This is a genomic window from Paracoccus sp. (in: a-proteobacteria), from assembly GCF_030538655.1.
GTDB lineage: Bacteria > Pseudomonadota > Alphaproteobacteria > Rhodobacterales > Rhodobacteraceae > Paracoccus.
This window is the reverse complement of sequence record NZ_JAUNTO010000001.1, coordinates 167,222-189,070: the sequence shown is the minus strand read 5'-3', so window position 1 is coordinate 189,070 and position 21,849 is coordinate 167,222. Positions and strand designations below refer to the sequence as shown.

26 protein-coding genes are annotated in these 21,849 nt (G+C 64.0%); 8 read left to right on the top strand and 18 right to left on the bottom strand.

Features of this window, described 5'->3' with window-relative positions; all coding sequences use genetic code 11:
* Positions 1-90: 90 nt before the first annotated feature.
* Positions 91-366 carry a DksA/TraR family C4-type zinc finger protein gene (locus Q4G22_RS00945; RefSeq protein ID WP_303384022.1) on the top strand — a complete coding sequence of 92 codons (276 nt, stop codon included), beginning with the start codon at positions 91-93 and terminating at the stop codon, positions 364-366.
* Between the two features lie 44 nt (positions 367-410).
* Here Q4G22_RS00945 and Q4G22_RS00940 read toward each other — a convergent pair whose 3' ends face one another.
* Positions 411-1,613: a pyridoxal phosphate-dependent aminotransferase gene (locus Q4G22_RS00940; protein WP_303384021.1), complete on the bottom strand. Its 1,203-nt coding sequence runs from the start codon at positions 1,611-1,613 to the stop codon at positions 411-413.
* 84 nt (positions 1,614-1,697) lie between these two features.
* On the opposite strand from Q4G22_RS00940, the gene Q4G22_RS00935 reads away from it, so the two are divergent.
* The 6 genes from Q4G22_RS00935 to Q4G22_RS00910 all read left to right on the top strand — a co-directional run bounded on the left by Q4G22_RS00935 (position 1,698) and on the right by Q4G22_RS00910 (position 5,470).
* Positions 1,698-2,057 carry a helix-turn-helix domain-containing protein gene (locus tag Q4G22_RS00935; protein WP_303384020.1) on the top strand — a complete coding sequence of 120 codons (360 nt, stop codon included), beginning with the start codon at positions 1,698-1,700 and terminating at the stop codon, positions 2,055-2,057.
* Complete coding sequence (locus Q4G22_RS00930; RefSeq protein ID WP_303384019.1) at positions 2,050-2,337, top strand: succinate dehydrogenase assembly factor 2; 288 nt, start codon at positions 2,050-2,052, stop codon at positions 2,335-2,337. Before Q4G22_RS00935 ends, Q4G22_RS00930 begins: the two co-directional genes overlap by 8 nt.
* Positions 2,338-2,435: 98 nt before the next feature.
* Positions 2,436-2,966 carry a MarR family winged helix-turn-helix transcriptional regulator gene (locus Q4G22_RS00925; protein ID WP_303384018.1) on the top strand — a complete coding sequence of 177 codons (531 nt, stop codon included), beginning with the start codon at positions 2,436-2,438 and terminating at the stop codon, positions 2,964-2,966.
* 71 nt (positions 2,967-3,037) lie between these two features.
* Positions 3,038-3,811, top strand: coding sequence for a LamB/YcsF family protein (locus tag Q4G22_RS00920; RefSeq protein ID WP_303384017.1), 774 nt, complete (start codon positions 3,038-3,040; stop codon positions 3,809-3,811).
* Entirely contained in the window at positions 3,808-4,488 is a 681-nt protein-coding gene (locus Q4G22_RS00915) for an allophanate hydrolase subunit 1 (protein WP_303384016.1), read from the top strand. The genes Q4G22_RS00920 and Q4G22_RS00915 overlap by 4 nt, the downstream gene beginning before the upstream one ends.
* The gene (locus tag Q4G22_RS00910; protein WP_303384015.1) at positions 4,481-5,470 is read left to right on the top strand and encodes a biotin-dependent carboxyltransferase family protein; all 990 of its coding nucleotides are present in this window, start codon (positions 4,481-4,483) and stop codon (positions 5,468-5,470) included. Before Q4G22_RS00915 ends, Q4G22_RS00910 begins: the two co-directional genes overlap by 8 nt.
* Here Q4G22_RS00910 and chrA read toward each other — a convergent pair.
* The 8 genes from chrA to Q4G22_RS00870 form a co-directional block, all read right to left on the bottom strand.
* A complete protein-coding gene (gene chrA, locus Q4G22_RS00905; protein ID WP_303384014.1) occupies positions 5,411-6,673 on the bottom strand; it encodes a chromate efflux transporter in 1,263 nt (420 codons plus the stop codon). The genes Q4G22_RS00910 and chrA overlap by 60 nt on opposite strands.
* A gap of 183 nt (positions 6,674-6,856) precedes the next feature.
* Positions 6,857-8,155 carry an NAD-dependent dihydropyrimidine dehydrogenase subunit PreA gene (gene preA / locus Q4G22_RS00900; protein WP_303384013.1) on the bottom strand — a complete coding sequence of 433 codons (1,299 nt, stop codon included), beginning with the start codon at positions 8,153-8,155 and terminating at the stop codon, positions 6,857-6,859.
* Positions 8,156-8,179: 24 nt separating this feature from the next.
* Positions 8,180-8,569, bottom strand: coding sequence for a hypothetical protein (locus Q4G22_RS00895; protein ID WP_303384012.1), 390 nt, complete (start codon positions 8,567-8,569; stop codon positions 8,180-8,182).
* Positions 8,566-9,909 carry an NAD(P)-dependent oxidoreductase gene (locus tag Q4G22_RS00890; protein WP_303384011.1) on the bottom strand — a complete coding sequence of 448 codons (1,344 nt, stop codon included), beginning with the start codon at positions 9,907-9,909 and terminating at the stop codon, positions 8,566-8,568. The genes Q4G22_RS00895 and Q4G22_RS00890 overlap by 4 nt, the downstream gene beginning before the upstream one ends.
* Before the next feature lie 144 nt (positions 9,910-10,053).
* Positions 10,054-10,782: a VPLPA-CTERM sorting domain-containing protein gene (locus Q4G22_RS00885; protein ID WP_303384010.1), complete on the bottom strand. Its 729-nt coding sequence runs from the start codon at positions 10,780-10,782 to the stop codon at positions 10,054-10,056.
* Positions 10,783-10,906: 124 nt separating this feature from the next.
* The gene (locus Q4G22_RS00880; RefSeq protein ID WP_303384009.1) at positions 10,907-12,205 is read right to left on the bottom strand and encodes a HAMP domain-containing sensor histidine kinase; all 1,299 of its coding nucleotides are present in this window, start codon (positions 12,203-12,205) and stop codon (positions 10,907-10,909) included.
* Complete coding sequence (locus Q4G22_RS00875; RefSeq protein ID WP_303384008.1) at positions 12,202-12,873, bottom strand: response regulator transcription factor; 672 nt, start codon at positions 12,871-12,873, stop codon at positions 12,202-12,204. The genes Q4G22_RS00880 and Q4G22_RS00875 overlap by 4 nt, the downstream gene beginning before the upstream one ends.
* Positions 12,870-13,199 carry a PepSY domain-containing protein gene (locus tag Q4G22_RS00870; protein ID WP_303361751.1) on the bottom strand — a complete coding sequence of 110 codons (330 nt, stop codon included), beginning with the start codon at positions 13,197-13,199 and terminating at the stop codon, positions 12,870-12,872. The genes Q4G22_RS00875 and Q4G22_RS00870 overlap by 4 nt, the downstream gene beginning before the upstream one ends.
* A 135-nt stretch (positions 13,200-13,334) precedes the next feature.
* Between Q4G22_RS00870 and Q4G22_RS00865 the strand changes: the two genes are divergently transcribed.
* Entirely contained in the window at positions 13,335-14,186 is an 852-nt protein-coding gene (locus Q4G22_RS00865; protein ID WP_303384007.1) for a hypothetical protein, read from the top strand.
* Between the two features lie 42 nt (positions 14,187-14,228).
* Here Q4G22_RS00865 and Q4G22_RS00860 read toward each other — a convergent pair whose 3' ends face one another.
* From Q4G22_RS00860 to hydA, 9 genes are all read right to left on the bottom strand, one after another.
* Positions 14,229-14,834: a YitT family protein gene (locus tag Q4G22_RS00860; protein ID WP_303384006.1), complete on the bottom strand. Its 606-nt coding sequence runs from the start codon at positions 14,832-14,834 to the stop codon at positions 14,229-14,231.
* A 105-nt stretch (positions 14,835-14,939) separates the two neighbouring features.
* Positions 14,940-15,926 carry an ABC transporter substrate-binding protein gene (locus tag Q4G22_RS00855; protein ID WP_303384005.1) on the bottom strand — a complete coding sequence of 329 codons (987 nt, stop codon included), beginning with the start codon at positions 15,924-15,926 and terminating at the stop codon, positions 14,940-14,942.
* Between the two features lie 33 nt (positions 15,927-15,959).
* Positions 15,960-16,907: an ABC transporter permease gene (locus Q4G22_RS00850; protein WP_303384004.1), complete on the bottom strand. Its 948-nt coding sequence runs from the start codon at positions 16,905-16,907 to the stop codon at positions 15,960-15,962.
* Entirely contained in the window at positions 16,904-17,767 is an 864-nt protein-coding gene (locus Q4G22_RS00845) for an ABC transporter permease (protein WP_303384163.1), read from the bottom strand. Before Q4G22_RS00845 ends, Q4G22_RS00850 begins: the two co-directional genes overlap by 4 nt.
* Positions 17,764-18,207: a GNAT family N-acetyltransferase gene (locus Q4G22_RS00840; RefSeq protein WP_303384003.1), complete on the bottom strand. Its 444-nt coding sequence runs from the start codon at positions 18,205-18,207 to the stop codon at positions 17,764-17,766. Before Q4G22_RS00840 ends, Q4G22_RS00845 begins: the two co-directional genes overlap by 4 nt.
* Positions 18,208-18,265: 58 nt before the next feature.
* Positions 18,266-19,042: an ABC transporter ATP-binding protein gene (locus tag Q4G22_RS00835; protein ID WP_303384002.1), complete on the bottom strand. Its 777-nt coding sequence runs from the start codon at positions 19,040-19,042 to the stop codon at positions 18,266-18,268.
* On the bottom strand, positions 19,039-19,737 hold the full coding sequence (locus Q4G22_RS00830; RefSeq protein WP_303384001.1) for an SDR family oxidoreductase: 699 nt from the start codon (positions 19,735-19,737) through the stop codon (positions 19,039-19,041). The genes Q4G22_RS00835 and Q4G22_RS00830 overlap by 4 nt, the downstream gene beginning before the upstream one ends.
* A 13-nt stretch (positions 19,738-19,750) precedes the next feature.
* On the bottom strand, positions 19,751-20,227 hold the full coding sequence (locus Q4G22_RS00825; RefSeq protein WP_303384000.1) for a hypothetical protein: 477 nt from the start codon (positions 20,225-20,227) through the stop codon (positions 19,751-19,753).
* Entirely contained in the window at positions 20,227-21,681 is a 1,455-nt protein-coding gene (gene hydA, locus Q4G22_RS00820; protein WP_303383999.1) for a dihydropyrimidinase, read from the bottom strand. Before hydA ends, Q4G22_RS00825 begins: the two co-directional genes overlap by 1 nt.
* Positions 21,682-21,849: the final 168 nt, after the last annotated feature.

Here is a 21,849-nt window from a genome sequence, read left to right as displayed (position 1 = left end):
TTCTCATTGCTTACCCCTTTCGCGCCGGGGATTTGAACGGCAGCATAGGGGTGATTATATCGAAGCCGTCACAAAAGGGGGGGCGGCGATATGGCTGGCGGTTGGGCGCGCGACGATGCGGTAAACGATCAGATCGAGGTTTCCACGAACGAGGCTATCGCCCGCGCCCGTCTGCGCGCCGCCAGACCAAGCGCAACCGACAGCGCCGAATTCTGCGCCGAATGCGACGAACCGATTCCGCAGGCGCGCCGCGATGCCATTCCCGGCGTGCAACTGTGCGTGGCCTGTCAATCTGGCCGCGACCGTGCCTTTCGCCCACAAGCAGGAATCAACCGGCGTGGCAGCAAGGATTCACAATTGAAATAAAGGGCTTGCTGTTTTCCCCAATACGCCCCCTTGGGCATGGCGGTTCAGCGGCAACCCTGACAGAAGTCCTTGATCCGGCGGCAGGCCTCGGTCAGTTCCGCGTCAGAGGTGGCATAGCTGATGCGGAAATGCGGTGACAGGCCAAAGGCCGCGCCAAAGACCACCGCGACGCCGGTTTCTTCCAGCAGAGCATTGGCGAAGGACTCGTCATTCGCAATCACTGTTCCGCCGGCGCTGGTCTTGCCGATCAGCCCGGCGATCGAGGGATAGACGTAAAACGCCCCCTGCGGCACCGGACAATCAATACCGGGGCAGGTGTTCAGCGCCGCCACCACCAGATCGCGCCGCCGCTGAAACACGGTCAGGCTTTCGCTGATGTAACCCTGCGGTCCGTTCAGCGCCGCCAATGCTGCATATTGGCTGATGCTGCTGGGGTTCGAGGTGGATTGCGATTGCAGCTTGGCCATCGCCCGGATCAGCATCTCTGGCCCGGCGCCATAGCCGATGCGCCAGCCGGTCATCGCATAGGATTTGCTGACCCCGTTCATGGTCAGGGTGCGATCCTTCAGGCGCGGTTCGACCTGGGCGATGGTGGCGAATTCCAGCCCGTCGAACATCAGATGTTCATAGATGTCGTCGGCCAGCACCCAGACATGCGGATGATCCAGCAGCACGGCCGCCAGCGCGGCCAGATCGTCGCGCGAATAGGCCGCGCCCGACGGATTGCCGGGGGAATTCAGGATCAGCCATTTCGTGCGCGGCGTGATTGCGGCGGCCAATGCAGCCGGGGTCAGGCGGAACCTCTGATCGGCGGTGCAGGACACAATCACCGGATCAGCGCCGCCCAGACGAACCATGTCGGGATAGCTGACCCAATAGGGCGCGGGAATAATCACCTCATCCCCCGGATTCAGCGTGGCGATCAGCGCGTTATACAGGATCTGCTTGCCACCCGTGCCGACCGTTACTTGCGACGGCGCGTAATCCAGCCCGTTTTCACGCGCGAATTTATCGGCGATGGCCTTTTTCAGTGCCGGCATCCCATCGACCGAGGTATAGCGCGTATGCCCTGCGTCAATCGCCGTCTTGGCCGCGTCGCAGATATGGGTGGGGGTGTCGAAATCCGGTTCTCCGGCCGACAGGGAAATGATGTCGCGCCCTTGCGCCTTCAGCTCGGCGGCGCGGGCCGTCATGGCGATGGTGGGCGAAGGCTTCACCCGCCCCAGATTGTCGGACAGAAATCCCATGACAGCTTTCCTTTGGCAGCCTGTTTGAATCAGACAATGGCATGTCTTAGGGTGCGCGGGCAAAGGCAGCAAGCAAGGAACAGCATGGAACCCGACTGGTATGCCGACGACAAGGCCACTTTGGGCGATCGCATCACCGCCGCGCGGGAATCGGCGGGACTGGAGCGGCGCGAACTGGCGCAGCAACTGGGTGTGCGGCTGCGCACTCTGCGCGGGTGGGAACATGACGAACGCGAACCGCGCGCCAATCAGGTGCAGATGCTGGCCGGGATGCTGGGCGTTTCGCTGATCTGGCTGATGACCGGGCGCGGCGAAGGCCCTGTGCTGGCCTCGTCCGATGGCGGCAATGCCGGCACGTTGGCCGAGTTGCGCGCCCTGCGGCAGATGTTCAAGGCCGCCGATCTGCGGCTGGCCCGGCTGGAAAAGGTATTGGCCAATGACTGAAGATCACGACACCCGCCTGCGCCGCTTGCGGATGCGCAGCTGGCGGCGCGGCACCAAGGAAATGGACCTGATCCTTGGCCCCTTCGCGGATGGCCCGATGGCCGCGCTGGAACCTGCGATGCTGGATTTCTATGAACAGTTGCTGGCCGAAAACGATCAGGATCTGTATCCGTGGATCACTGCGCGCATTAACGGGCGCACAGCCGGGCCGCAGGAACTGGCGCCGGTGCTGGACCTTGTGGCTGCCCATGCCGCGCGCCACCTTTCCCCGGATCGATAGAGTTTTATGAAATCATGGCGAAAAAACTGTCGGTGATTAACTGAACCTTCGGGATTTTCTGCAAATGTTCTGTCAAGGACGACAAGACAGGACAGGTTATGACGATGTTTGCCCCGGTGCCGCACAGCGGCTTTCATCAGCGCGACGACCAATTGACCCGGCACGAGGCGGCAAATGCCGCCGCCTATCTGGAAACGCTGCAATTGCTTGACCGGATGCATCGGCTGATGATGGACCTTATCAAGGATGAATTCGAACGGTTGGGCCGTAACGATCTGAACCCCGTGCAGGCGCTGATCCTGTATAATCTCGGCACGTCCGAGGTGACGGCGGGCGAACTGCGTTCGCGCGGGATGTATCAGGGGTCGAATGTGTCGTATAACCTGAAAAAGCTGGTGCAGATGGGATATGTGCATCACGAACGCTGCGATCAGGACCGGCGCTCGGTCCGGGTGCGGTTGACGGAATCGGGGCAGGCGGTGCGCGACGCGGTGATGAACATGTTCACACGCCACGCTGAAGGGTTGGCCATGTCGGGGGTGCTGGACGATCCGCCGCTGCTGGCGGTGAACCTGCAAACCCGCCGTATCGAACGGTTCTGGGCCGAACAGATCAGATATATTTACTGACGATTGCTGCCTGCCGGGGGCTTTCCCGCCCCCATCCGATACGCCATAGTCACCGAAAACAGGGGGATGTCATGGCGGTTATCGACCTCAACTCCGATCTGGGCGAGGCGTTCGGGCCTTGGGTCATGGGTGATGACGCGCATATTCTGGAACTGGTCACATCGGCCAATATTGCCTGCGGTGGTCATGCGGGCGACCCGGATGTGATGTTTCATACACTGCGCCGCGCCGCTGATCTGGGGGTCGGTATCGGCGCGCACCCTGGCTATGCCGACCGGCAGGGCTTTGGTCGCCGGGTGATCCCGATGACGCCTGATGAAATCAGCCGCATGGTTGCGGCTCAGGTCGGGGCGTTGCAGGGCGTGGCGGCCTTGGCCGGGGCGCGGGTGGCCTATGTCAAGGCGCATGGCGCGCTGGCCAATCTGGCCGCCGCCCGGCGCGAGGTAGCGGATGCCGTGGCGCGGGCCGTGGCGGCTTTGCCCGGTGATCTGGCGCTGCTGGCGATTTCGGGCACGGAACTGGAACCGGCGGGGCGCGCCGCTGGGCTGCGGGTGTTTTCGGAAATCTTTGCGGATCGCGGCTATCAACCCAACGGCCAGCTGGTCCCGCGTGGTCAGCCCGGCGCGATGATCCATGATGCGGCGCAGGCGGCGGACCGGCTGTTACGGTTTCTGGACGGCGGCCTGATGCCGGTGGTGGGCGGCGATTCCATTCCGCTGGCGGCGCAGTCGATCTGCGTGCATGGCGACAGCGACCAGGCCGTTGCGATGGCGCGCGAAATCCGCCTGCGTCTGACGGCGGCGGGTGTCGGCCTTGCGCCCTTTTGTGGCACCGTGCCGGGATGAGCGGCTTTCCCCGGCTGATTGCGGTCGCCGATCACGCGCTGCTGATCGAATGGGCCGAGGCGCTGGACGATGCCGCCCATGCGCAGGTGCTGCGGCTGGACCGGGCCTTGCAGTCGGACCCCGCGCCGGGGCAGCAGGCGGTGATCCCTGCCTATGTCAGCCTGTTGATCCAGTTCGACCCGCTGCACAGCGATCACGCTGCGGTGCAGGCTCATGCCCGGCGGTTGATGGCGTGCCCCGGCTCTGACAGCGCACAAGGCCGTCTGCGCGAAGTTCAGGTCTGTTACGACGATGATCTGGCCCCCGATCTGCCCGAGGTCGCGGCCCGCTGTCGAATGACTCCGCAGCAGGTGATCGACTGCCATCTGTCAGGCGATTACCGCGTCTATATGTATGGTTTCGCGCCCGGCTATGCCTATCTGGGCGGTGTGCCCAAACCCCTGCAACTGGATCGCAAGCCAGCACCGCTACGCGGTATTCCGGCGGGCAGCGTTATCATCGCCGGGCCGCAGTGCATCGTCACCACGCTGACCATGCCGACCGGCTGGTGGATCATCGGACGCTCGCCCACGCGGATACTGGATGGCAGCGCCGACCGGCCATTTCTGTTCGAGGTAGGCGACCGGGTGCGTTTTCGCCGCATCAGCCGTGCCGAATGTCAGGTGTCTGATGGCTGAGGCGCTGTTTCGGGTCATCCATGCCGGGCCTTATCTCACGGTGCAGGACAGCGGCCGTCTGGGCTGGCAGCGGTTTGGCGTGACTGAATCCGGCCCGATGGATCGCGCTGCGGCGGTGATGGCGAATATCGCCGCCGGAAACCCCGCCGATGCGCCGCTGATCGAGGTCTCGATCGGCGGGCTGATCCTTGAATGCGAGGTCGGGCCCGTCACCATCGCCATCGCGGGCGGCGGTTTTATCGTGACGCTGGACGGGGCACGGTTCGGATCGTGGCAAGTGCTGACGGTGCAGGCAGGGCAAAGGCTGGTGATCCGCCCCGGCCCTTGGGGCAGCTGGACCTGCCTTGCTTTCGCGGGTGAACTGGACTGTCCGCTTTGGCTGGGCAGTGCGGCGACGCACGGTCTGTCGGGTCTGGGCGGCGGGCGGCTGGCCAGGGGTGATCTGCTGCGTATCCGCAATCCGCGTGTTCGCCCCACACCCCCGCGCGCGATCCCGTGTCCGGTCTGGGCGCGCCCACGCACGACGGTGCGCGCGACGCTTGGCCCGCAGGACCGGCATTTTACGCCACAGGCCATTGCCGCGCTGCGCGGCGGCACCTTTCGGCTGACCAGCGCCTATGACCGCATGGGCGTGCGCCTGTCCGGCCCGCCGCTGGATCTGGCCGGGGCGCTGTCGATCCCGTCCGAGGCGGTGCTGCGTGGCTCGGTTCAGGTGGCGGGCGACGGGGTGGCGACGGTTCTGCTGGCCGATCACCAGACGACCGGCGGCTATCCCAAGATCGCGACGGTGATTTCCGCCGATCTGGACGGGTTCGCGCAATGCCGCAGCGGGCAGGCGGTGCGTTTTCGGCTGGTCACGCCCGATCAGGCCGTGGCGCTGACGCGGGTGCGGATGCGGGCGGTGCAGGCCACGCTGGTGCGATTACGCCAGCAGATGCAGCCCGATACCGCCTATGGCCGCGATGATGACCACCGCCCATGAGGGCAGCTTCCACGCGATCAGCAACACGGCGCAGGCCAGAGCCAGCGCGAAATCCGGCATCCCGTGCACCGCGCTGGTGAACACCGGCGAATACAGAGCGGCGCCCAGAATGCCGACCACGGCGGCATTTGCCCCCTGCATCGCGGATTGCGCGGCGGGGCGGCGGCGGACATCATTCCAGAACGGCAGCGCCGCGATCAGCAGCAGAAAGCCCGGCAGGAACACCGCCAGCAGCGCGACGGTTGCCCCTGCCAGCCCCGCCGGGGCGGCGACTGGCGCGCGGCCCAGTATTCCCGACAGCAGCCCCGGCGCAGCCTGCACGGGTTCAGACACCGCGCCCAGATAGGCGGCAAAGGTGAACAGCGGGCCGGGCACCGCCTGCGCCGCGCCGTAACCGGCCAGAAATTTGTCGGCACTGACCCAACCGGGACGCACGACCTCGGCCTCCAGCAGCGGCAGGACCACATGGCCACCGCCAAAGACCAGCGATCCAGCGCGGTAAAAGGCGTCGGTCAGCGCCAGCAGGTGCCTGCCGTCTGCCGCCATTGGCAGCAGCAACAGCAACAGTGCAAAGGTGGCCAGTGCTGCCAGCCCGACCCGGCGCGACACCGGCACGGGCAGGGCGGCTGCGTTTTGGGTGGCCTGACCGCGCCCCAGCAGCAGACCGGCCAGCCCGCCCACCACAATTGCGCCGATCATGCCAAGCGCACCGGGCAGAAACGCCAGCATTGCCACGGCCAGCACCGCGATGGCAGCGCGTTCGCGGTCGGGGCACAGGCTGCGCGCCATGCCCCAGACTGCCTGCGCGACGATGGCGACGGCGGCGATTTTCAGCCCGTGCAATGCGCCTTGCCCAACCGGCCCGCTGAGCCACGCGGCCCACAGCGCAAAGCTCATCAGCAACAGCGCGGATGGCAGGGTAAAGGCCACAAAGGCCGCCGCTGCGCCTGCCCATCCGGCCCGTGTCAGCCCAAGCGCGAACCCCACTTGCGACGAGGCCGGGCCGGGCAGGAACTGGCACAGCGCCACAAGGTCGGCATAGGCCGGGTCGCTTAACCATTGGCGGCGGGTCACGAATTCGTCGCGGAAATAGCCCAGATGCGCCACCGGCCCGCCAAATGCGGTCAGCCCCAGTTTCAGAAAGGCGGCAAAGACTTCGGGCGCGGTGCCTCTCGTCCGGTTCGCATATGCTGGTCCGGCCATGGTCTGCCCCTGATTCCCGCAGTCGCGCGCAGGGTGGCGGTGCAGGGCAAGGGCGTCAACCCGTTCGCGGTCCTCTGCCCAGCACGTTCATGTCCTTGGCGGCGTTGTGTGGCCGGGTTCGTTACCCCGCCAGCCAAACCCCAGCAGCGCATCCACGCAGCCCGGCGGGCAAGGGCCACCGCCTTATTCCGCCGCCCGAGCCATCGGGTTGTTCGGATGCGAGGTCCAGTTGGCATAGTCGCCGCGTGTCCGCCCGGTGCGCAGGTCAGTTTCGCCGGGGGCCAGTTCGCGCATGGTGATACAGTCCTGAACCGGGCAGACATCGACGCACAGGTTACAGGCGACGCATTCTTCCTCGATCACCTGAAACACCCGGCCCGGTTTCATAGCGATGGCTTGGTGCGAGGTATCCTCGCACGCGGCAAAGCAGCGGCCGCATTTGATGCACTGATCCTGGTCGATCACCGCCTTGGTGACATAATTCAGGTTCAGGTATTGCCAATCGGTGACGTTCGGCACGGCGCGCCCGATCAGATCGTTCAGCGTCATGTCATGGCTGTCCAGATAGTCGCGCAACCCCGAGATCATTTCCTGCACGACCTTGAAACCATAGGTCATCGCCGCCGTGCAGACCTGCACATTTCCGGCCCCAAGCGCCATGAATTCAGCCGCGTCGCGCCATGTGGTGATGCCGCCGATGCCGCTGATGGGCAGACCGCGCAGGGCTGGGTCGCGGGCAATTTCGGCGACCATGTTCAGCGCAATCGGTTTCACCGCCGGGCCGCAATAGCCGCCATGCGCGCCTTTGCCGTCAATGGTGGGTTCAGGGGCGAACAAGTCCAGATTGACGCTGGTGATGCTGTTGATCGTGTTGATCAGGCTGACCGCATCAGCCCCGCCGCGCTTGGCCGCCTCGGCCGGTTTGCGGATGTCGGTGATGTTGGGGGTCAGTTTCACGATACAGGGCATACGCGAGTGCTGTTTCACCCATCGTGTCACCATTTCGATATAGTCTGGCACTTGACCGACGGCGGCGCCCATGCCGCGTTCGCTCATGCCGTGGGGGCAGCCAAAGTTCAGCTCGACCCCATCCGCGCCCGTGTCCTCGATGGCGCGCAGAATGTCGATCCACGATTGTTCGTCACAGGGCACCATCAGGCTGATAATCAGCGCCCGGTCGGGGTAATCGCGCTTGACCGATTTGATCTCGCGCAGGTTCACCTCTAGCGGGCGGTCGGTAATCAGTTCGATGTTGTTCAGGCCCAGAACGCGCCGATCCGCGCCATGGATCACGCCATAGCGCGGGCCGTTGACGTTCACGACCGGCGGGCCTTCGCTGCCCAGGGTTTTCCACACCACACCGCCCCAACCAGCCTGAAAGGCGCGGCGGACGTTATATTCCTTGTCCGTTGGCGGGGCCGAAGCCAGCCAGAACGGGTTGGGCGATCTGATGCCGATAAACTCGGAGCGAAGGTCAGCCATCGGCCAGGTCTCCTGCCAAGGGGGTCAAACGACGATTTCGGATTCGTATTCGCGCAGAATTTCGGGGTGCTTGTCGCGCGCCGCACCGCGCAGCGCCTCGGTCAGTTTGCGCAGGCGGGGCGTGCCGATCATCAAGTAACGGCTGGGCATGATTTCATCGAAATCATAGGCGGCACCGGCGGGAATAAAAACGGTTGACGCGGGGGGCACATCGACGTTTCCATCCGCCAGCCGGAACCGCAGCCTGCCGGAAATCAAATGAAAGGCCACGTCATCCTGCGGGTGGCGGTGCAGATAGCCGGGGCCACTGCCCGACATTTCGATGATCTGAAAACCGTCGCTGGAAGCCAGCGGAACCGGGTTTTCACCGTCACGAGACGTGTGGATCGTCACCTTTTTGGCAGTGTCTGTCATGGGGCGTCCTCCATCAATGTCGCGTGAATATCTTCAGCGGCATCGCGCCCCTGTGCAACCGCCGTCACGGTCAAATCCTCGCCACCTGCCGCGCAATCGCCGCCTGCCCAGACCCCCGCGGCCGAGGTGCGGCCCGGCCCGGATACGGCGATCTTGCCCCCTGACAGCGCCAGCCCGTCGGGCACGCCGTTCAGCCGTTGACCGATGGCGCGAAACACCTGATCGGCCTTGATGCGGAAATGCTCGCCCGTGTTCAGGCTGCCGTCGGGCAGATCCTGCGTATAGGCGAACTCGATTTCCGCCACCGCGCCGTTGCCGTGAATCGCAACGGGCATGGCATTGCAGATGATGCGCACGCCGCTGCTGGTGGCGTGGTCCTGTTCGTGCTGGCTGGCCGACATGCGATCCTGCCCGCGGCGATAGGCGATGGTGACGTTTTCCGCCCCCAGCAGTTTCGCCTGAACCGCAGCATCCACAGCGGTCATGCCGCCGCCGATCACCACCACATCGCGGCCCACGGGCAGGGTGGCCAGATCGTCGGCCTGCCGCAGTTCGGCGATGAAATCCACCGCGTCGCGGATGTTGTCGCGATCTTCGCCCTCAATCCGCAGCGCGTTGACGCCGCCCAGACCGATGCCCAGAAACACCGCGTCATATTGTGCCCGCAGACCGTCCAGCGTCATGTCATGGCCCAGACGGTGCCCGGTTTCGACGGTGATGCCGCCGATGCGCAGCAGCCATTCGACTTCGGCCTGCGCAAAGCCATCGGTCGCCTTATAGCTGGCGATGCCGTATTCGTTCAGCCCACCCGGTTTGCTGCGCGGGTCATAAATCGTCACCTCGTGCCCCTTGGCGGCCAGCCGGTGCGCGCAGGACAGGCCCGCAGGCCCGGCACCCACCACGGCGATGCGCCGCCCCGTCGGTTCGCCGCGCCGGAACGGATGCCCCTCCGCCGCCATCAGCCCATCAGTGGCATAGCGTTGCAGCGCGCCGATCTGAACCGGCTCGCCCTCGGCCTCCATGCGGACGCAATCGCCTTCGCAGAGGGTTTCGGTCGGGCAGACGCGGGCGCACATACCGCCCAGGATATTGCTGTGAAAGATCGTCAGCGCGGCGGCGTCGGGCGTGCCGGTGGCGATCTGGCGAATGAACAGCGGAATGTCGATGCCGGTGGGGCAGGCCGTGATGCAGGGCGCGTCATGGCAGAAATAACAGCGATCCGCCGCAACCTGTGCCTGATGATCGTCCAGCGGTGGCGCGACATCGGCGAAATTGATCTGATATTGTCCGGGCATCAACCGGCCCGGTGTAACTCCGGCTGTCAGCTTGGCTTGGGTCATCATACTCCCCCTGGCACGGCCTGTTCCAGAAGGCTGGCACAGGTCAAAAATTTTATCAAACGATAAAATCACGGTGGGCAGCGGAATGGAAAACGGGGCGCAGAATCGGGCGCCCCGTTTATGATTTGCCTGAAAAAGCGGCGATCAGGTGGTTTTGCGGCGGCGCAGGACCAGTGCGGCCAGCCCGCTGACCAACAGCAGCCCACCGGCCGGCAGTGGCACTGGCGCCGGTGGCGGCAGCGAGCCTTCGTCGAGCAGCGCATATTTCACATGACCGCCCGCGACCAGATATTCACCAAATCCATCGCCCCAGAATGACACGGATGTGAACGAGCCGCTGTCATCGAATGCGGCGACAAAGATTTCATAGACGTTGAGGTCTGGATTGTTTTGCGATGGGAAAAGCCCGTCATCATAACTTATCGCATTTGCAACCTGAATCGGTGCGCCGCCGTCAAACGACATGAACAAAGCCGATGGATGGCAGCAGGTCGCCCAATCCCCCACCTCGAACCCAAGCGCATTCACCGGGTTATCAAAGGTAAATGTAATGCCGCTGTCAAAAGCCCCCATGCCCGGCCCGGTTCCGTTGGGGCTGATGTCCACCGTGCCACCGCTGAGAGAGCCATAACCATTAGGCCCCCAGAAAGAACCACCATTATTGCGAGTTACTTTATATTCTCCGAAATCCAGTTCCGTGCCAGATCCGGCGGTGCTCCAGATTGAGTTATGGACAACGCCACCTGCTGCGGCGACGGTCGAATTGAATGAAGTCTTGCCAGCGGTGACTCCATCAAAAACGGTTAAGGTTGTGGCGCCTGCCGCCCCGGCCATGGCCGAGAAAGCCAGCGCAAGGCTGATACTTTTAAACATGGGTAGATCACTTTAAGGGTGCACACAAGATCGCAACGGGGATAATATTATGTTATATTGAATAATTTTCAATAATTATTTGCCGAACGCCGTGCGTATTAATAATGGCCCGTCAAGCCTGTGTTTATTCGGGTAAATAAATTTCCGCAGCCAAGCCACCCAGTTCCTGCGATCTGTCCAGCCGTAATTCGCCGCCATGCAAAGCAGCCAGGTCCGCGACGATGGCAAGGCCCAGCCCGGTGCCCGGCGGGCCTGATTCGTCCAGACGTGCGCCCCGGATCAGGGCACGGGGGGCGTCGGTGCCGTTCATGCCGGGGCCGTCATCCTCGATCCGCAGGGTCAGGCCGGGACGGGCGGTAATCGCCAGCCGGGTGCGCCCCCATTTCACCGCATTGTCGCACAGATTGCCGATCAGCTCCTCAAGATCCTGCCGCTCGCCCGCAAAGGTCAGATCAGCCGGGCAGGTGACGGTGGCGGTCATGCCCTTGTCCTGCATCGGATGGCGCAGCACCAAAAGGATGTCGTCGATCACCGGAGCGACCGGCGTGCGCTGACCCAGAACGCGCGGCTGCGCGGATCGTGCGCGGCGCAGATGCCAGCCGATCAGCCGGTCCATCCGCGCGATCAGCGCCTGACCGGGATCACCGGGCGGCAGGTCGTTTGACAGCGCCGCCAGCGGTGTTTTCAGCGAATGCGCCAGATTGCCCAGATGCTGCCGCGACCGGGCCAGCAGCGTGGCGTTCTGATCCAGCGCGGCGTTGATTTCAGCCACCAGCGGGTCAAGCTCGCTGATGCCGGGGCGGGGCAGGCGGTCGGCGCTGCCGTCGCGGACGCGGCGCAGATCCTGGCCCAGACGGTTCAGCCCCGACAGGCCGCTGCCCACCTGCACCGCCACCGCCACAGCCAGCCCGACCCCCAGCACCGCCAGCGACACGGCCAACGGGCGGCGCACCTCGCGCAGACTGCCCAGCATTTCCCGCGCCGGAGCCGTTACCGTCAGCATCAGTGAATCATCGCTGTCGGGCAGAGTCAGCGGCTGGTTCAGCACGCGCAAAGGTTCGCCCATCGGGCCGCGCCCGCGTCCGGTGCCCGTCTTGTCCGGGTCGCGCGAAACCAGTTGCGCATCCGCCAGCGAGGCCGATTTCGCCACCACCACACCGCCCGCGCGCAACTGCCAATACCAGCCCGACAGCGGAGTGCCGAAACGCGGATCGAGCGGGGTGTTTTCCACCTCGATCCCGCCCGCATTGTTTATCACCATCCCGGCCATGACCTGATCGGCCATCGCCTGCATTTCGCTGTCATAGCGTTCGGCGACGAAACGATCCAGAACCGCGCCGATCACCAGAAAAGCCGCTAATAATGCCACGGTAATCCAGACGGCTGCCAATAACAGCAACCGTGCGCGCAGCGACCGGATCATGCGACCCCACCGGCAGCGCGCAGAATATACCCCTCGCCCCGGCGGGTTTCGATGATGCCCTCACCGATTTTCTTGCGCAGCCGGCCGATGACCACCTCGATGGATTTAAAATCGCGGTCGGTGTCGGCCTCATACAGATGTTCCGATAACTCGGTGCGGCTGACGATGCGATCCTGATGCAAAATCAAATAAGATAAAATCCGCGTTTCAAAGGCCGTCAGTTTCAGCGCCACCCCGTCGCGGGTAATCACCCCCAATTGCGAATCGAGCGACAGAACCCCGGCCCTGATAACCGTGCGCGCATGACCGGCCGCACGGCGGATCAGCGTTTGCGCGCGCAAAACCACTTCGTCCAGCCGAAAGGGTTTGACGGCATAATCATCGGCCCCGGCGCGAAAACCGGCGACCTTATCCGTCCAGTCGCCGCGCGCGGTCAGGATCAGCACCGGCATCGTCACCCCGCCGTCGCGCCAGCGGGTCAGCACCTCGATCCCCGGCAGACCGGGCAGACCAAGGTCCAGCACCGCCACGTCATAGGTTTCGGTCGCGCCCAGAAACTCGCCCTGTTCGCCATCATGGGCGATGTCGGTGACAAAGCCCGCGTCCTGCATTGCCGTCGCCACCTGCGCGGCCAGGGTGCGGTCATCCTCGACGATCAATGCTCTCATTTGCGTGCCTCGGTCTGGCCTATGCCTGCCACCTCAAGAAAGCGCCCGTCGCGCGCGTCCAGCCGGATGGTCAGCAGATTGCCCTGCGGGGTCAAAAGCCGCAATTCGCGCACCAGTTCAACCCCAAGCGCGGATTCGTGTGGCGCGGGAAAGGACAGGCGGGCGGCGATCAACCGGCCCTTATAGCGGGCGGTGGCGATTTCGGCGGCCTCGTGCAGAGGCAGGGGGCGGAAATCCTGCGGCAGCGGCGACAGATCCTGTGCGGGCGCGACCGTCGCAAGCAGCGCGGCCAGCAGGCAGGCAAGGGGGGCAGGGGCGATCCGCATGGCCTTTTGTGCCACGGCGAACCCAAACGGAAAATAAACGGACCATTCGCCTTTGGTTCGGTTCCGTTGGGCTAAAAGCGATTCGTCAGCGGGGGCCATGTCGCCCTCGCAATGGTGAAACGAAAGGAAAAACCTATGAGCAGATTCACCCTCCGTCATTCGGTCGCCGCTTTGGCGCTGGTCTCGGTTCTGGGCAGCGGCGTGGCCGCTGTGGCGCAGACCGCAACCCCCGAGGCCCCGGCTGCCACGCAACCCGCAGCGCCGACTCAGACCCCGGCGCTGACCGCCGAAACACTGCCCGAGGCGCTGCGCGCGCTGAACATGTCGGATGTCGAGATCCGCACCGGCCAGCGCGGCGGATCGCGCGTCACCGGCACGCTGGCCGATGGCACCGAGATTCAGGCGATGGTGGCCAATGACGGCACGCTGCGCGGTGTTCGCGCCGATGATGATGCGGCGCTGCCGCAATCGCTGGTCGATGCGGTGCTGCCTGCCCCGGTGCGTGGCAATGCCATCATCCAGCAGTTCGCGCTGATTTCCGGCTTTGGCGTAATGCCCGATATGGTGATGGTTGGCGGTCAGGATGCCGACGGTCAGAAACTGCGCGCCGGCTTTGCGACTGATGGCACGCTGATGCGTTTTGGCCGGGGTGATGATCGCGGACCGGGGATGCACGGCGACCGTGACCGGGGCGGCAAGCGCGGCTTTGACGGTCGTGGCCATGATCGTGGCAAGGGCGAGTATCGCGGCCCGCGCGGCGACCGGGGCGAGCGCGGGGATGCGCCTGCCCGCATGGATCAGCGCGGCCCGCAGGTCGATGAATCGGCGCTGCGTCAAAGCCTGACCGATGCCGGTTACACCGATCTGGGCGACTTTGCCCGTCAGCAAGGTCGTGGTCTGACCGTGAACGCGGTCAACGCAAGTGGTGAAAACGTCACGCTGGAACTGAATCGCGCCGGTGATGTGATCCGCGAAACCGCCCGCTGAGGCAGGCGGTCAGGCAGGGGGCGCGCCCGCAGCCCCCTGCCGTTACGTTGCAACATAACGGTCGCGGCGGTGGTTGATGGCGATGACCAGATTAACAACGACCGCGCCCAGAAAGCTCCAGGCGACCAGATGCCAGTCGCGCAGGAACAGCGCGGCGGTAAAGACCAGCGCATCAAAGGCCAGCTGCACCCATCCGGCGCGAAAGCCGGTCGCATCCTGAACATACAGCGCCAGCACACCAACCCCGCCAAGGCTGGCCCCGTGCCGGAACAGCGCCAGCAGTGCCGATCCGGTCATGGTGCCGAACAGGATCGCGCCGACGGCGGGGTTGATCGCCCCGAATTCCAGCCATCGCGGCAACAGCGCCACCAGCGCCGACATCAACGCCACGGCGGCAAAGCTTTTCCACACGAAGACCCGGCCAAAGCGGCGATACCCCAGCCAGTAGAACGGCAGGTTGATGACAAAGAACACCGGCGCAAAGCCCCAGCCGGTTGTATAGGAAATCAGGATCGCCAGCCCCGCCGTCTGCCCGGTGACAAAGCCCAGATGCGTCAGCAAAACCACCGCCGCCGCCGCCATAAAGCTGCCATAGGCGATGCCTTGGGCATCGTCGATTATACCGTGCTGTAGCTTGCTTTGATCCATGCCGCTCTGATGCCTCCGTAACCCGTGATCCGCAAGGGCCAACGGATATTCAGGCAAACAGGCAATGTTTCCTGTTTGCCTGAATACGCAACTTTGGGCGGGCGCTTAATTCAGCGCCTTGTCGGTGATCGCATGGGTCCACGCCCCTTCGGGTGCGGCGGTAATCACCGGGTCGGAACCGCCGCTCATCAGCGTGTCAACCGTGCGCTGATAATCGGCCTCGTCCAGCGTGCCGTTGGACCCGGCGGTCAGTTTCGCCACCTCGGTCATCATGCGGGTCTGGTGCTCGATGGTCTGCGCGCCGGTTTCGTCGTTGTCCAGCACGATTTCAGCGGCTTCCTCGGGGTGTTCCTCGGCGTATTTCCAGCCCTTCATGCTGGCCCGGACAAAGCGCGCCAGCTTGTCTTCGGTCAAAGGATCGGCCAGCGCGGTTTCCAGAACGTAAAGCCCGTCCTCCAGCGTGGCGACGCCCTGATCCTCGTATTTAAAGGTTATCAGGTCATCTTCACTGATCCCCGCATCCAAGACCTGACCATATTCGTTATAGGTCATGGTGCTGATGCAGGCCGCCTGCTTTTGCAGCAACGGATCGACGTTGAACCCCTGTTTCAGCACGGTGACACCATCAGCCCCGCCCGCGGTCTGAATGCCCAGATGGTTCATCCATGACAGGAAGGGGTATTCGTTGCCAAAGAACCAGACGCCCAGCGTCTTGCCGGGGAAATCGGCGGCGGGGTCGGTGATGCCGCTTTCCTTAAGACAGGTCAGCATCATCCCGGACGACTTGAACGGCTGTGCGATATTGACGATGGGCAGGCCCTTTTCGCGCGCTGCCAGCGCGGCGGGCATCCATTCCACCGTCACATCGGCCCCGCCCCCGGCCAGCACCTGCACCGGCGCGATGTCGGGGCCGCCCGGCTTGATGGTGACGTTCAGGTTTTCCTCGTCATAGAATCCCTTGTCCTTGGCGACATAATATCCCGCGAACTGCGCCTGTGTGACCCATTTCAGTTGCAGCGTCAGATCGTCTGCCGCCTGCGCGGCCCCGGCCAGCAGCGCAAGACCCGCCGCCGAAATCATCAGTCTGGTCATTTTCCACTCCACTGTTGAGGGGCGTTTCGCCCGTTATTGGCGCTGCGAGGGGTGCCAGAAGGTCATCCGGCGCTCGGCCAGCGCGACAATGCCATAGAACAGCGATCCGGCAATCGCCGCCATCAAAATCTCGGCCCAGACCAGCGCAAGGTCCATCTGGCCCACCGAGGTCGAGATCCGAAAACCCATGCCACGCGTCGGGCTGCCAAAGAATTCGGCCACGATGGCGCCGATCAGGGCCAATGTGGTGGTGATCTTCAGCCCGTTGAACAGAAAGGGCAGGGCAGCGGGCAAGCGCAGTTTCACCAGCGCCTGCCAATAGCCCGCGCTCCAGGTCGCCATCTGGTCGCGTTGCAGCGCATCGGTGGCGGCCAGCCCGGCAACCATGTTCACAAGGATCGGAAAGAACACCATCACCACGACGACCGCCGCCTTGGACTGCCAGTCAAACCCGAACCACATCACAAGGATCGGCGCGATGCCGACAATCGGCAGGGCGGCGACGAAATTGCCGATGGGCAGCAGCCCGCGCTGCAAAAACGGGCTGCGGTCGATGGCAATCGCCGTGACCACCGCCGCGCCCGCGCCAATCAGCCAGCCGCTCAGCGCGCCCTTGAGCAGCGTCTGGATCAGGTCGCCCCAGATCATTGGAAAGCTGGCAATGAACCGCGCCCCGATGACCGAGGGCGCGGGCAAGATCACCTGTGGGACCGCATAAAGCGTGACGACCGCTTCCCAGAACGCCAGCACCGTCAGGCCAAAGATCGCGGCCACGGCGATGCGGCGGGGGCGTTCCCAACTGGGCGCAACCGGCAAGGTTGCCAGCCGCGCATTCAGCGTCCAGAACAGCAGCCAGAACCCGACCAGCGCCAGCGCGCGGGCACCCGACAGCGCCCCCGCGACCGCCAGCGACACTGCGACGCCACCGGCCACCAACAACAGCCCCAGATTCAGCCCCCGCCGTATGGTCGCCCCGCTCATCGCGCCAACCCCATGCGGGTCAGCACCACTCTCTCGATCAGGCCAATCAGCCAGACCAGCCCGGCCGCCATGATCGCGGCCGTGAATAGTGCTGCCCAGATCTGGATCGTCTGCCCGTAATACGATCCCGACAGCAGTCGCGCCCCCAGCCCCTGTGTCGCTCCGGCGGGCAGTTCAGCCACGATGGTGCCGACCAGAGCCGCCGCAATCGCCACCTTGAGCGAGGCGAACAGATAGGGCAGCGAAGACGGCAACCGCAAATAACGCAGCACCTGTCCGCCGCTGGCATTCCACGACCGCATCAGGTCCAGCTGCATGGCATCGGGCGCGCGCAGCCCCTTGACCATACCGACCAGCACCGGAAAAAACGACAGCCAGGCCGAAATAAATGCTTTGGGCAGCAGCCCGGTCACGCCCGCGCTGGCGAACACCACGATCACCATAGGTGCAATCGCCAGAATCGGCACCGTCTGGCTGGCCACCGCCCATGGCATGATCGACATGTCCATCGCCCGGTTATGCACGATTCCCACCGCCAACAGCACCCCCGCCGCCGTGCCAATCGCAAACCCCGCCAGCGTGGCCGACAGCGTGATCCAGCCATGCCAGACCAAAGACCGGCGCGAGGTCACAGCCTGCCCCGCCAGCCCGTCCCACAGCCCCGCCGCCACCTGATGCGGCGCGGGCAGCACGGGCCGCTGCTGGCCCATCGTATCGGCAACCAGTTCGGCGGTGGTCAGTTCAACCCCCGCCCGCGCCGCCTGATCCCGCGCCCATGGCGCGTTCATCCAGACTGCCGCGAGATACCAGATCGCCACGATAGCCAGCAGAACGGTCAGAACGGGCAGGATACGGTTCATGGCGCAGCCCAGTGCATATGCCACACGGGCAACCCATCCGCATCGGTCCCCTCGCCGGTCAGGACCAGCCCCTCACGTCCATAAAATCGGCGGGCAGCGGGGTTGGCGCACCATACGGTCAGATCAAAGCCCAACAGTGCCTCGGCCTTGACCGCATCCAGCAGCAGCTTGCCCAACCCATTCCCGCGCACCTCTGGCCGCAGATAAAGCGCAGGTAGGAAACGCGCCGCGCGATCATAAGAAGCGTAACCCAGCACGCGGCTGCCATCATCGACCACCATCAGACAGCGGCTATCCAACATCTCCGGCGTAAACATCGCGGCGATTTCTTCGGCAGATTTGCTTCGCGGCAGCCATTCGGTGGCGTCAATATAGTCGTTAATGATCTCGGCGCAGCCAGGCAGATCCTCTGCCCGCGCAGGGCGAAGGCGGATAGGCATCTTCTGTCCGGAAATATCCTCGGGGGTCCGGGGGTGGAAAACCCCCGGCTTGGGCGCGTCAGTCATAGCTATGCCCCTCCCTCAACCCCTCGCGCACCTCATGCGCCAGGGCGATGAACGCGGGCGTGTCGCGAATATCCAAGGGGCGCTCGCGCGGCAGGGTGCTGTCGATCACGCGGGAAATCCGCCCCGGTCGCGGCGACATGACGACGATCTTGGTCGAAAGATACACCGCCTCGGGGATGGAATGGGTGACAAAGCCGATGGTCTTGCCCGTTCGCGCCCACAGCTTCAGCAGTTCTTCGTTCAGCCGGTCGCGCACGATTTCATCCAGCGCGCCAAAGGGTTCGTCCATCAGCAGAATATCGGCATCAAAGGCCAGCGCGCGGGCAATCGAGGCCCGCTGCTGCATACCGCCCGACAATTGCCACGGGTATTTCCCGCCAAAGCCCGCCAGATCGACCAGATCCAGCACGCGCCGGGTCCGCTCGGCCCGGTCCGCGCGGCTGAACCCCATGATCTCCAGCGGCAGCGAGATATTCCCCGCAATCGTCCGCCACGGATAAAGCCCCGGCGCCTGAAACACATAGCCATAGGCGCGCGCGCGCCGCGCCTGATCCGGGGTCATGCCGTTCACGGTCAGACTGCCGCCGGTCGGCGTCTCCAGCGCCGCCATCGTCCGCAGAAACGTCGTCTTGCCGCAGCCCGAAGGCCCGATAAAGCTGACGAAATCGCCCTGATTGATGGTCAGATCGACGCCTTTCAGTGCATGAACCGGCCCGTCAGCGGTTTGAAAGGTCAGATCGACGCCGCGCGCCTTTATCACTGCCGTCATACCGACCTCATCAACCCGCCATCGACGCGGATGTTGTGGCCGGTGATGTAGCCCGCGCCGTCCGAGGCAAGAAAGGCGACAGTCGCGGCGATTTCCTCGGACGTGCCATAGCGACCCATCGGCACCATCTCGCGCCGTTCCTCGGTCGCGGGCAGGCTGTCGATCCAGCCGGGCAAGACATTGTTCATGCGGATATTCTGTGACGCATATTGATCGGCGAACAGCTTGGTAAAGCTGGCCAGCCCGGCGCGGAACACGGCAGAGGTCGGGAAATTCGCCGCCGGTTCAAACGCCCATGCGGTCGAGATATTGATGATCGCGCCCCCGCCCGCCGCCGCCATATGCGGGGTGACAAGCCGCGCCGGACGCACGACGTTCAGGAAATAAACCTCCATTCCCTGATGCCAGTCCTCATCGGTCAGCTCCAGAACCGGGGCGCGCGGCCCGTGGCCTGCGCTGTTCACCAAGACGTCGATCCGCCCCCAGCGGTCCATCGCCCCATCCACCAGCCGCGCCAGATCCTCCGGCGACTGGTTCGAGCCGGTGACGCCAAAGCCGCCCAGCTCATCGGCCAAAGCCTCGCCCTTGCCCGAGGATGACAGGATGCCCACCGCGAACCCGTCCGCCGCAAGCCTGCGCGCGCAGGCCGCGCCCATGCCGGACCCGCCGGCGGTGATGAGGGCGGTTTTGGTCATCGCATCTCTCCTGTCATGGTTCACCCTTGCGATACAGCCGCATGGCCAGCAGCGGCGCAATGCTCAATGCGGCAGGCGTGCCGTAAAGTGCGACAAGCAAAAGCCCCGCGCGCATCTCGCCTGTCGCCAGATTATTCCCGATCCACCAAAGGCCAGGCGCGATGCTAAGCACCGTCAGGATGCTGCCCGCGACCAGGCGAGTCTTTTCGCTTAGCCCCGCACGGGTGCCAAACGCCCAGACCCCCGCCCAGATCACCGCCGCAAAGGGCAGGGCCGTCAAGGCGAGGACTGAGGCAAAGATCAGAAACTTGCCCACCGCCCCAAGCACCGCCAGCGCGCCGCGCGCGAAGGTCACGTCAACCGGCCTGACCAACGTGTCGAGCAGGAACAGCAGCAAAGCACCCGAAGTCAGCAAGGCGCTGTCAAGCGCCGTGCCGAACAGCAGCAGCAGAAAGCGGCGATCAAAAGCCGGGTTTACCGCCGCCGCCATCACACCCCGCTTGCCGGAATACCCGACCGCGCGACTGGCCGTGGCGCGGTCAGGTCTTTCCACGCCGACAGCGCCCGGTTCACCGCTGGCCGCGCCTCGCGCGCCACAAACGCGCCATGCCCTTCGCGGCTGTCCACGCGGCCCTCGGTCACGGCCACCACCCCGCGCGTCAGGGTAAACCGGGGCAGGCCCTTGACCCTTTGCCCCTCGAACACGTTGTAATCAATGGCGGATTGCTGCGCGCCTGCGGTGATGGTCTTTTCCGCCTCGGGGTCCCAGACCACCAGATCGGCGTCGCTGCCAACCAGCACCGCCCCCTTGCGCGGATACATGTTCAAGATCTTGGCGATATTGGTTGAGGTGACGGCCACGAACTCATTCGGCGTCAGCCGCCCGGTGCCGACACCATGCGTCCACAGCATCGGCATCCGGTCCTCAAGGCCCCCGGTGCCGTTCGGAATCTTGGTGAAATCGTCCACACCCGTGCGTTTCTGCTGGGTCGTAAAGGCGCAATGATCCGTGGCCACCACCGAAAGACTGCCCGATTGCAGCCCGGCCCACAGGCTGTTCTGATGATCCTTGGACCGGAAGGGCGGCGACATGACCCGCCGCGCGGCATGGTCCCAATCGGCGTTGAAATATTCGGATTGGTCCAGGGTCAGATGCTGGATCAACGGCTCGCCCCAGACGCGCTTGCCCGCCGCCCGCGCGCGCCGGATCGCCTCGTGACTGTCCTCGCAGGACACATGCACGACATACAGCGGCACCCCGGCCATATCGGCGACCATGATCGCGCGGTTCGTCGCCTCGCCCTCGACCTGCGGCGGGCGGGAATAGGCGTGCGCCTCTGGCCCGGTGTTCCCCTCGGCCAAAAGCCGCGCGGACAGTTCCGCCACCACATCGCCATTTTCGGCATGAACCATCGCCAAAGCGCCCAAATCGCCGCAGCGGCGGAACGACGCGAACAACTCATCGTCATTCACCATCAGCGCGCCCTTATAGGCCATGAAATGTTTAAAGCTGGTGATGCCGCGATCCACCACCGCCTGCATCTCATCAAACACCTGCTGGCCCCACCAGGTGATCGCCATATGATAGGAATAATCGCAATGCGCGCGGCTGACCTTGTTATCCCACATCTTCAGCGCATCCAGCAAACCCTGACCGGGCGAGGGCAGGGCGAAATCCACCACCATGGTCGTGCCGCCCGCCAAAGCGGCCCGCGTGCCGCTTTCAAAATCATCGACGGAATATGTCCCCATAAAGGGCATTTCCAGATGCGTATGCGGATCAATCCCGCCGGGCATGATATAACAGCCGGTGGCGTCCAGAACCTTGTCGCCGGAAAGGTTCTCACCAATCGCCGCGATCTTGCCGCCTTCGATCAGAACATCGGCGTCATAGGTCAGATCGGCGGTGACGATGGTGCCGTTTTTTATGACAGTGGTTGTCATTGTTATCTCCTCTTAACTGAAAAAAAACTCAGCTATCATCCTCCAGTGTTTCTGTCGCGGCCAGTAAGAGGGACTTTAGTTCCTTCGATAATATCGGGTCTCCCCGTCTCCTGACTGAAACAGTTATGCCGCTTATTAATGAATCCAAGGGAACGTCGAAACTGGCAG

Coding starts and splice junctions, on each gene's coding strand:
- Q4G22_RS00945 (WP_303384022.1), top strand. CDS start 91: ATGGCTGGCGGTTGGGCGCGCGACGATGCGGTAAACGATCAGATCGAG.
- Q4G22_RS00940 (WP_303384021.1), bottom strand. CDS start 1,613: ATGGGATTTCTGTCCGACAATCTGGGGCGGGTGAAGCCTTCGCCCACC.
- Q4G22_RS00935 (WP_303384020.1), top strand. CDS start 1,698: ATGGAACCCGACTGGTATGCCGACGACAAGGCCACTTTGGGCGATCGC.
- Q4G22_RS00930 (WP_303384019.1), top strand. CDS start 2,050: ATGACTGAAGATCACGACACCCGCCTGCGCCGCTTGCGGATGCGCAGC.
- Q4G22_RS00925 (WP_303384018.1), top strand. CDS start 2,436: ATGACGATGTTTGCCCCGGTGCCGCACAGCGGCTTTCATCAGCGCGAC.
- Q4G22_RS00920 (WP_303384017.1), top strand. CDS start 3,038: ATGGCGGTTATCGACCTCAACTCCGATCTGGGCGAGGCGTTCGGGCCT.
- Q4G22_RS00915 (WP_303384016.1), top strand. CDS start 3,808: ATGAGCGGCTTTCCCCGGCTGATTGCGGTCGCCGATCACGCGCTGCTG.
- Q4G22_RS00910 (WP_303384015.1), top strand. CDS start 4,481: ATGGCTGAGGCGCTGTTTCGGGTCATCCATGCCGGGCCTTATCTCACG.
- chrA (WP_303384014.1), bottom strand. CDS start 6,673: ATGGCCGGACCAGCATATGCGAACCGGACGAGAGGCACCGCGCCCGAA.
- preA (WP_303384013.1), bottom strand. CDS start 8,155: ATGGCTGACCTTCGCTCCGAGTTTATCGGCATCAGATCGCCCAACCCG.
- Q4G22_RS00895 (WP_303384012.1), bottom strand. CDS start 8,569: ATGACAGACACTGCCAAAAAGGTGACGATCCACACGTCTCGTGACGGT.
- Q4G22_RS00890 (WP_303384011.1), bottom strand. CDS start 9,909: ATGACCCAAGCCAAGCTGACAGCCGGAGTTACACCGGGCCGGTTGATG.
- Q4G22_RS00885 (WP_303384010.1), bottom strand. CDS start 10,782: ATGTTTAAAAGTATCAGCCTTGCGCTGGCTTTCTCGGCCATGGCCGGG.
- Q4G22_RS00880 (WP_303384009.1), bottom strand. CDS start 12,205: ATGATCCGGTCGCTGCGCGCACGGTTGCTGTTATTGGCAGCCGTCTGG.
- Q4G22_RS00875 (WP_303384008.1), bottom strand. CDS start 12,873: ATGAGAGCATTGATCGTCGAGGATGACCGCACCCTGGCCGCGCAGGTG.
- Q4G22_RS00870 (WP_303361751.1), bottom strand. CDS start 13,199: ATGCGGATCGCCCCTGCCCCCCTTGCCTGCCTGCTGGCCGCGCTGCTT.
- Q4G22_RS00865 (WP_303384007.1), top strand. CDS start 13,335: ATGAGCAGATTCACCCTCCGTCATTCGGTCGCCGCTTTGGCGCTGGTC.
- Q4G22_RS00860 (WP_303384006.1), bottom strand. CDS start 14,834: ATGGATCAAAGCAAGCTACAGCACGGTATAATCGACGATGCCCAAGGC.
- Q4G22_RS00855 (WP_303384005.1), bottom strand. CDS start 15,926: ATGACCAGACTGATGATTTCGGCGGCGGGTCTTGCGCTGCTGGCCGGG.
- Q4G22_RS00850 (WP_303384004.1), bottom strand. CDS start 16,907: ATGAGCGGGGCGACCATACGGCGGGGGCTGAATCTGGGGCTGTTGTTG.
- Q4G22_RS00845 (WP_303384163.1), bottom strand. CDS start 17,767: ATGAACCGTATCCTGCCCGTTCTGACCGTTCTGCTGGCTATCGTGGCG.
- Q4G22_RS00840 (WP_303384003.1), bottom strand. CDS start 18,207: ATGCCTATCCGCCTTCGCCCTGCGCGGGCAGAGGATCTGCCTGGCTGC.
- Q4G22_RS00835 (WP_303384002.1), bottom strand. CDS start 19,042: ATGACGGCAGTGATAAAGGCGCGCGGCGTCGATCTGACCTTTCAAACC.
- Q4G22_RS00830 (WP_303384001.1), bottom strand. CDS start 19,737: ATGACCAAAACCGCCCTCATCACCGCCGGCGGGTCCGGCATGGGCGCG.
- Q4G22_RS00825 (WP_303384000.1), bottom strand. CDS start 20,227: ATGGCGGCGGCGGTAAACCCGGCTTTTGATCGCCGCTTTCTGCTGCTG.
- hydA (WP_303383999.1), bottom strand. CDS start 21,681: ATGACAACCACTGTCATAAAAAACGGCACCATCGTCACCGCCGATCTG.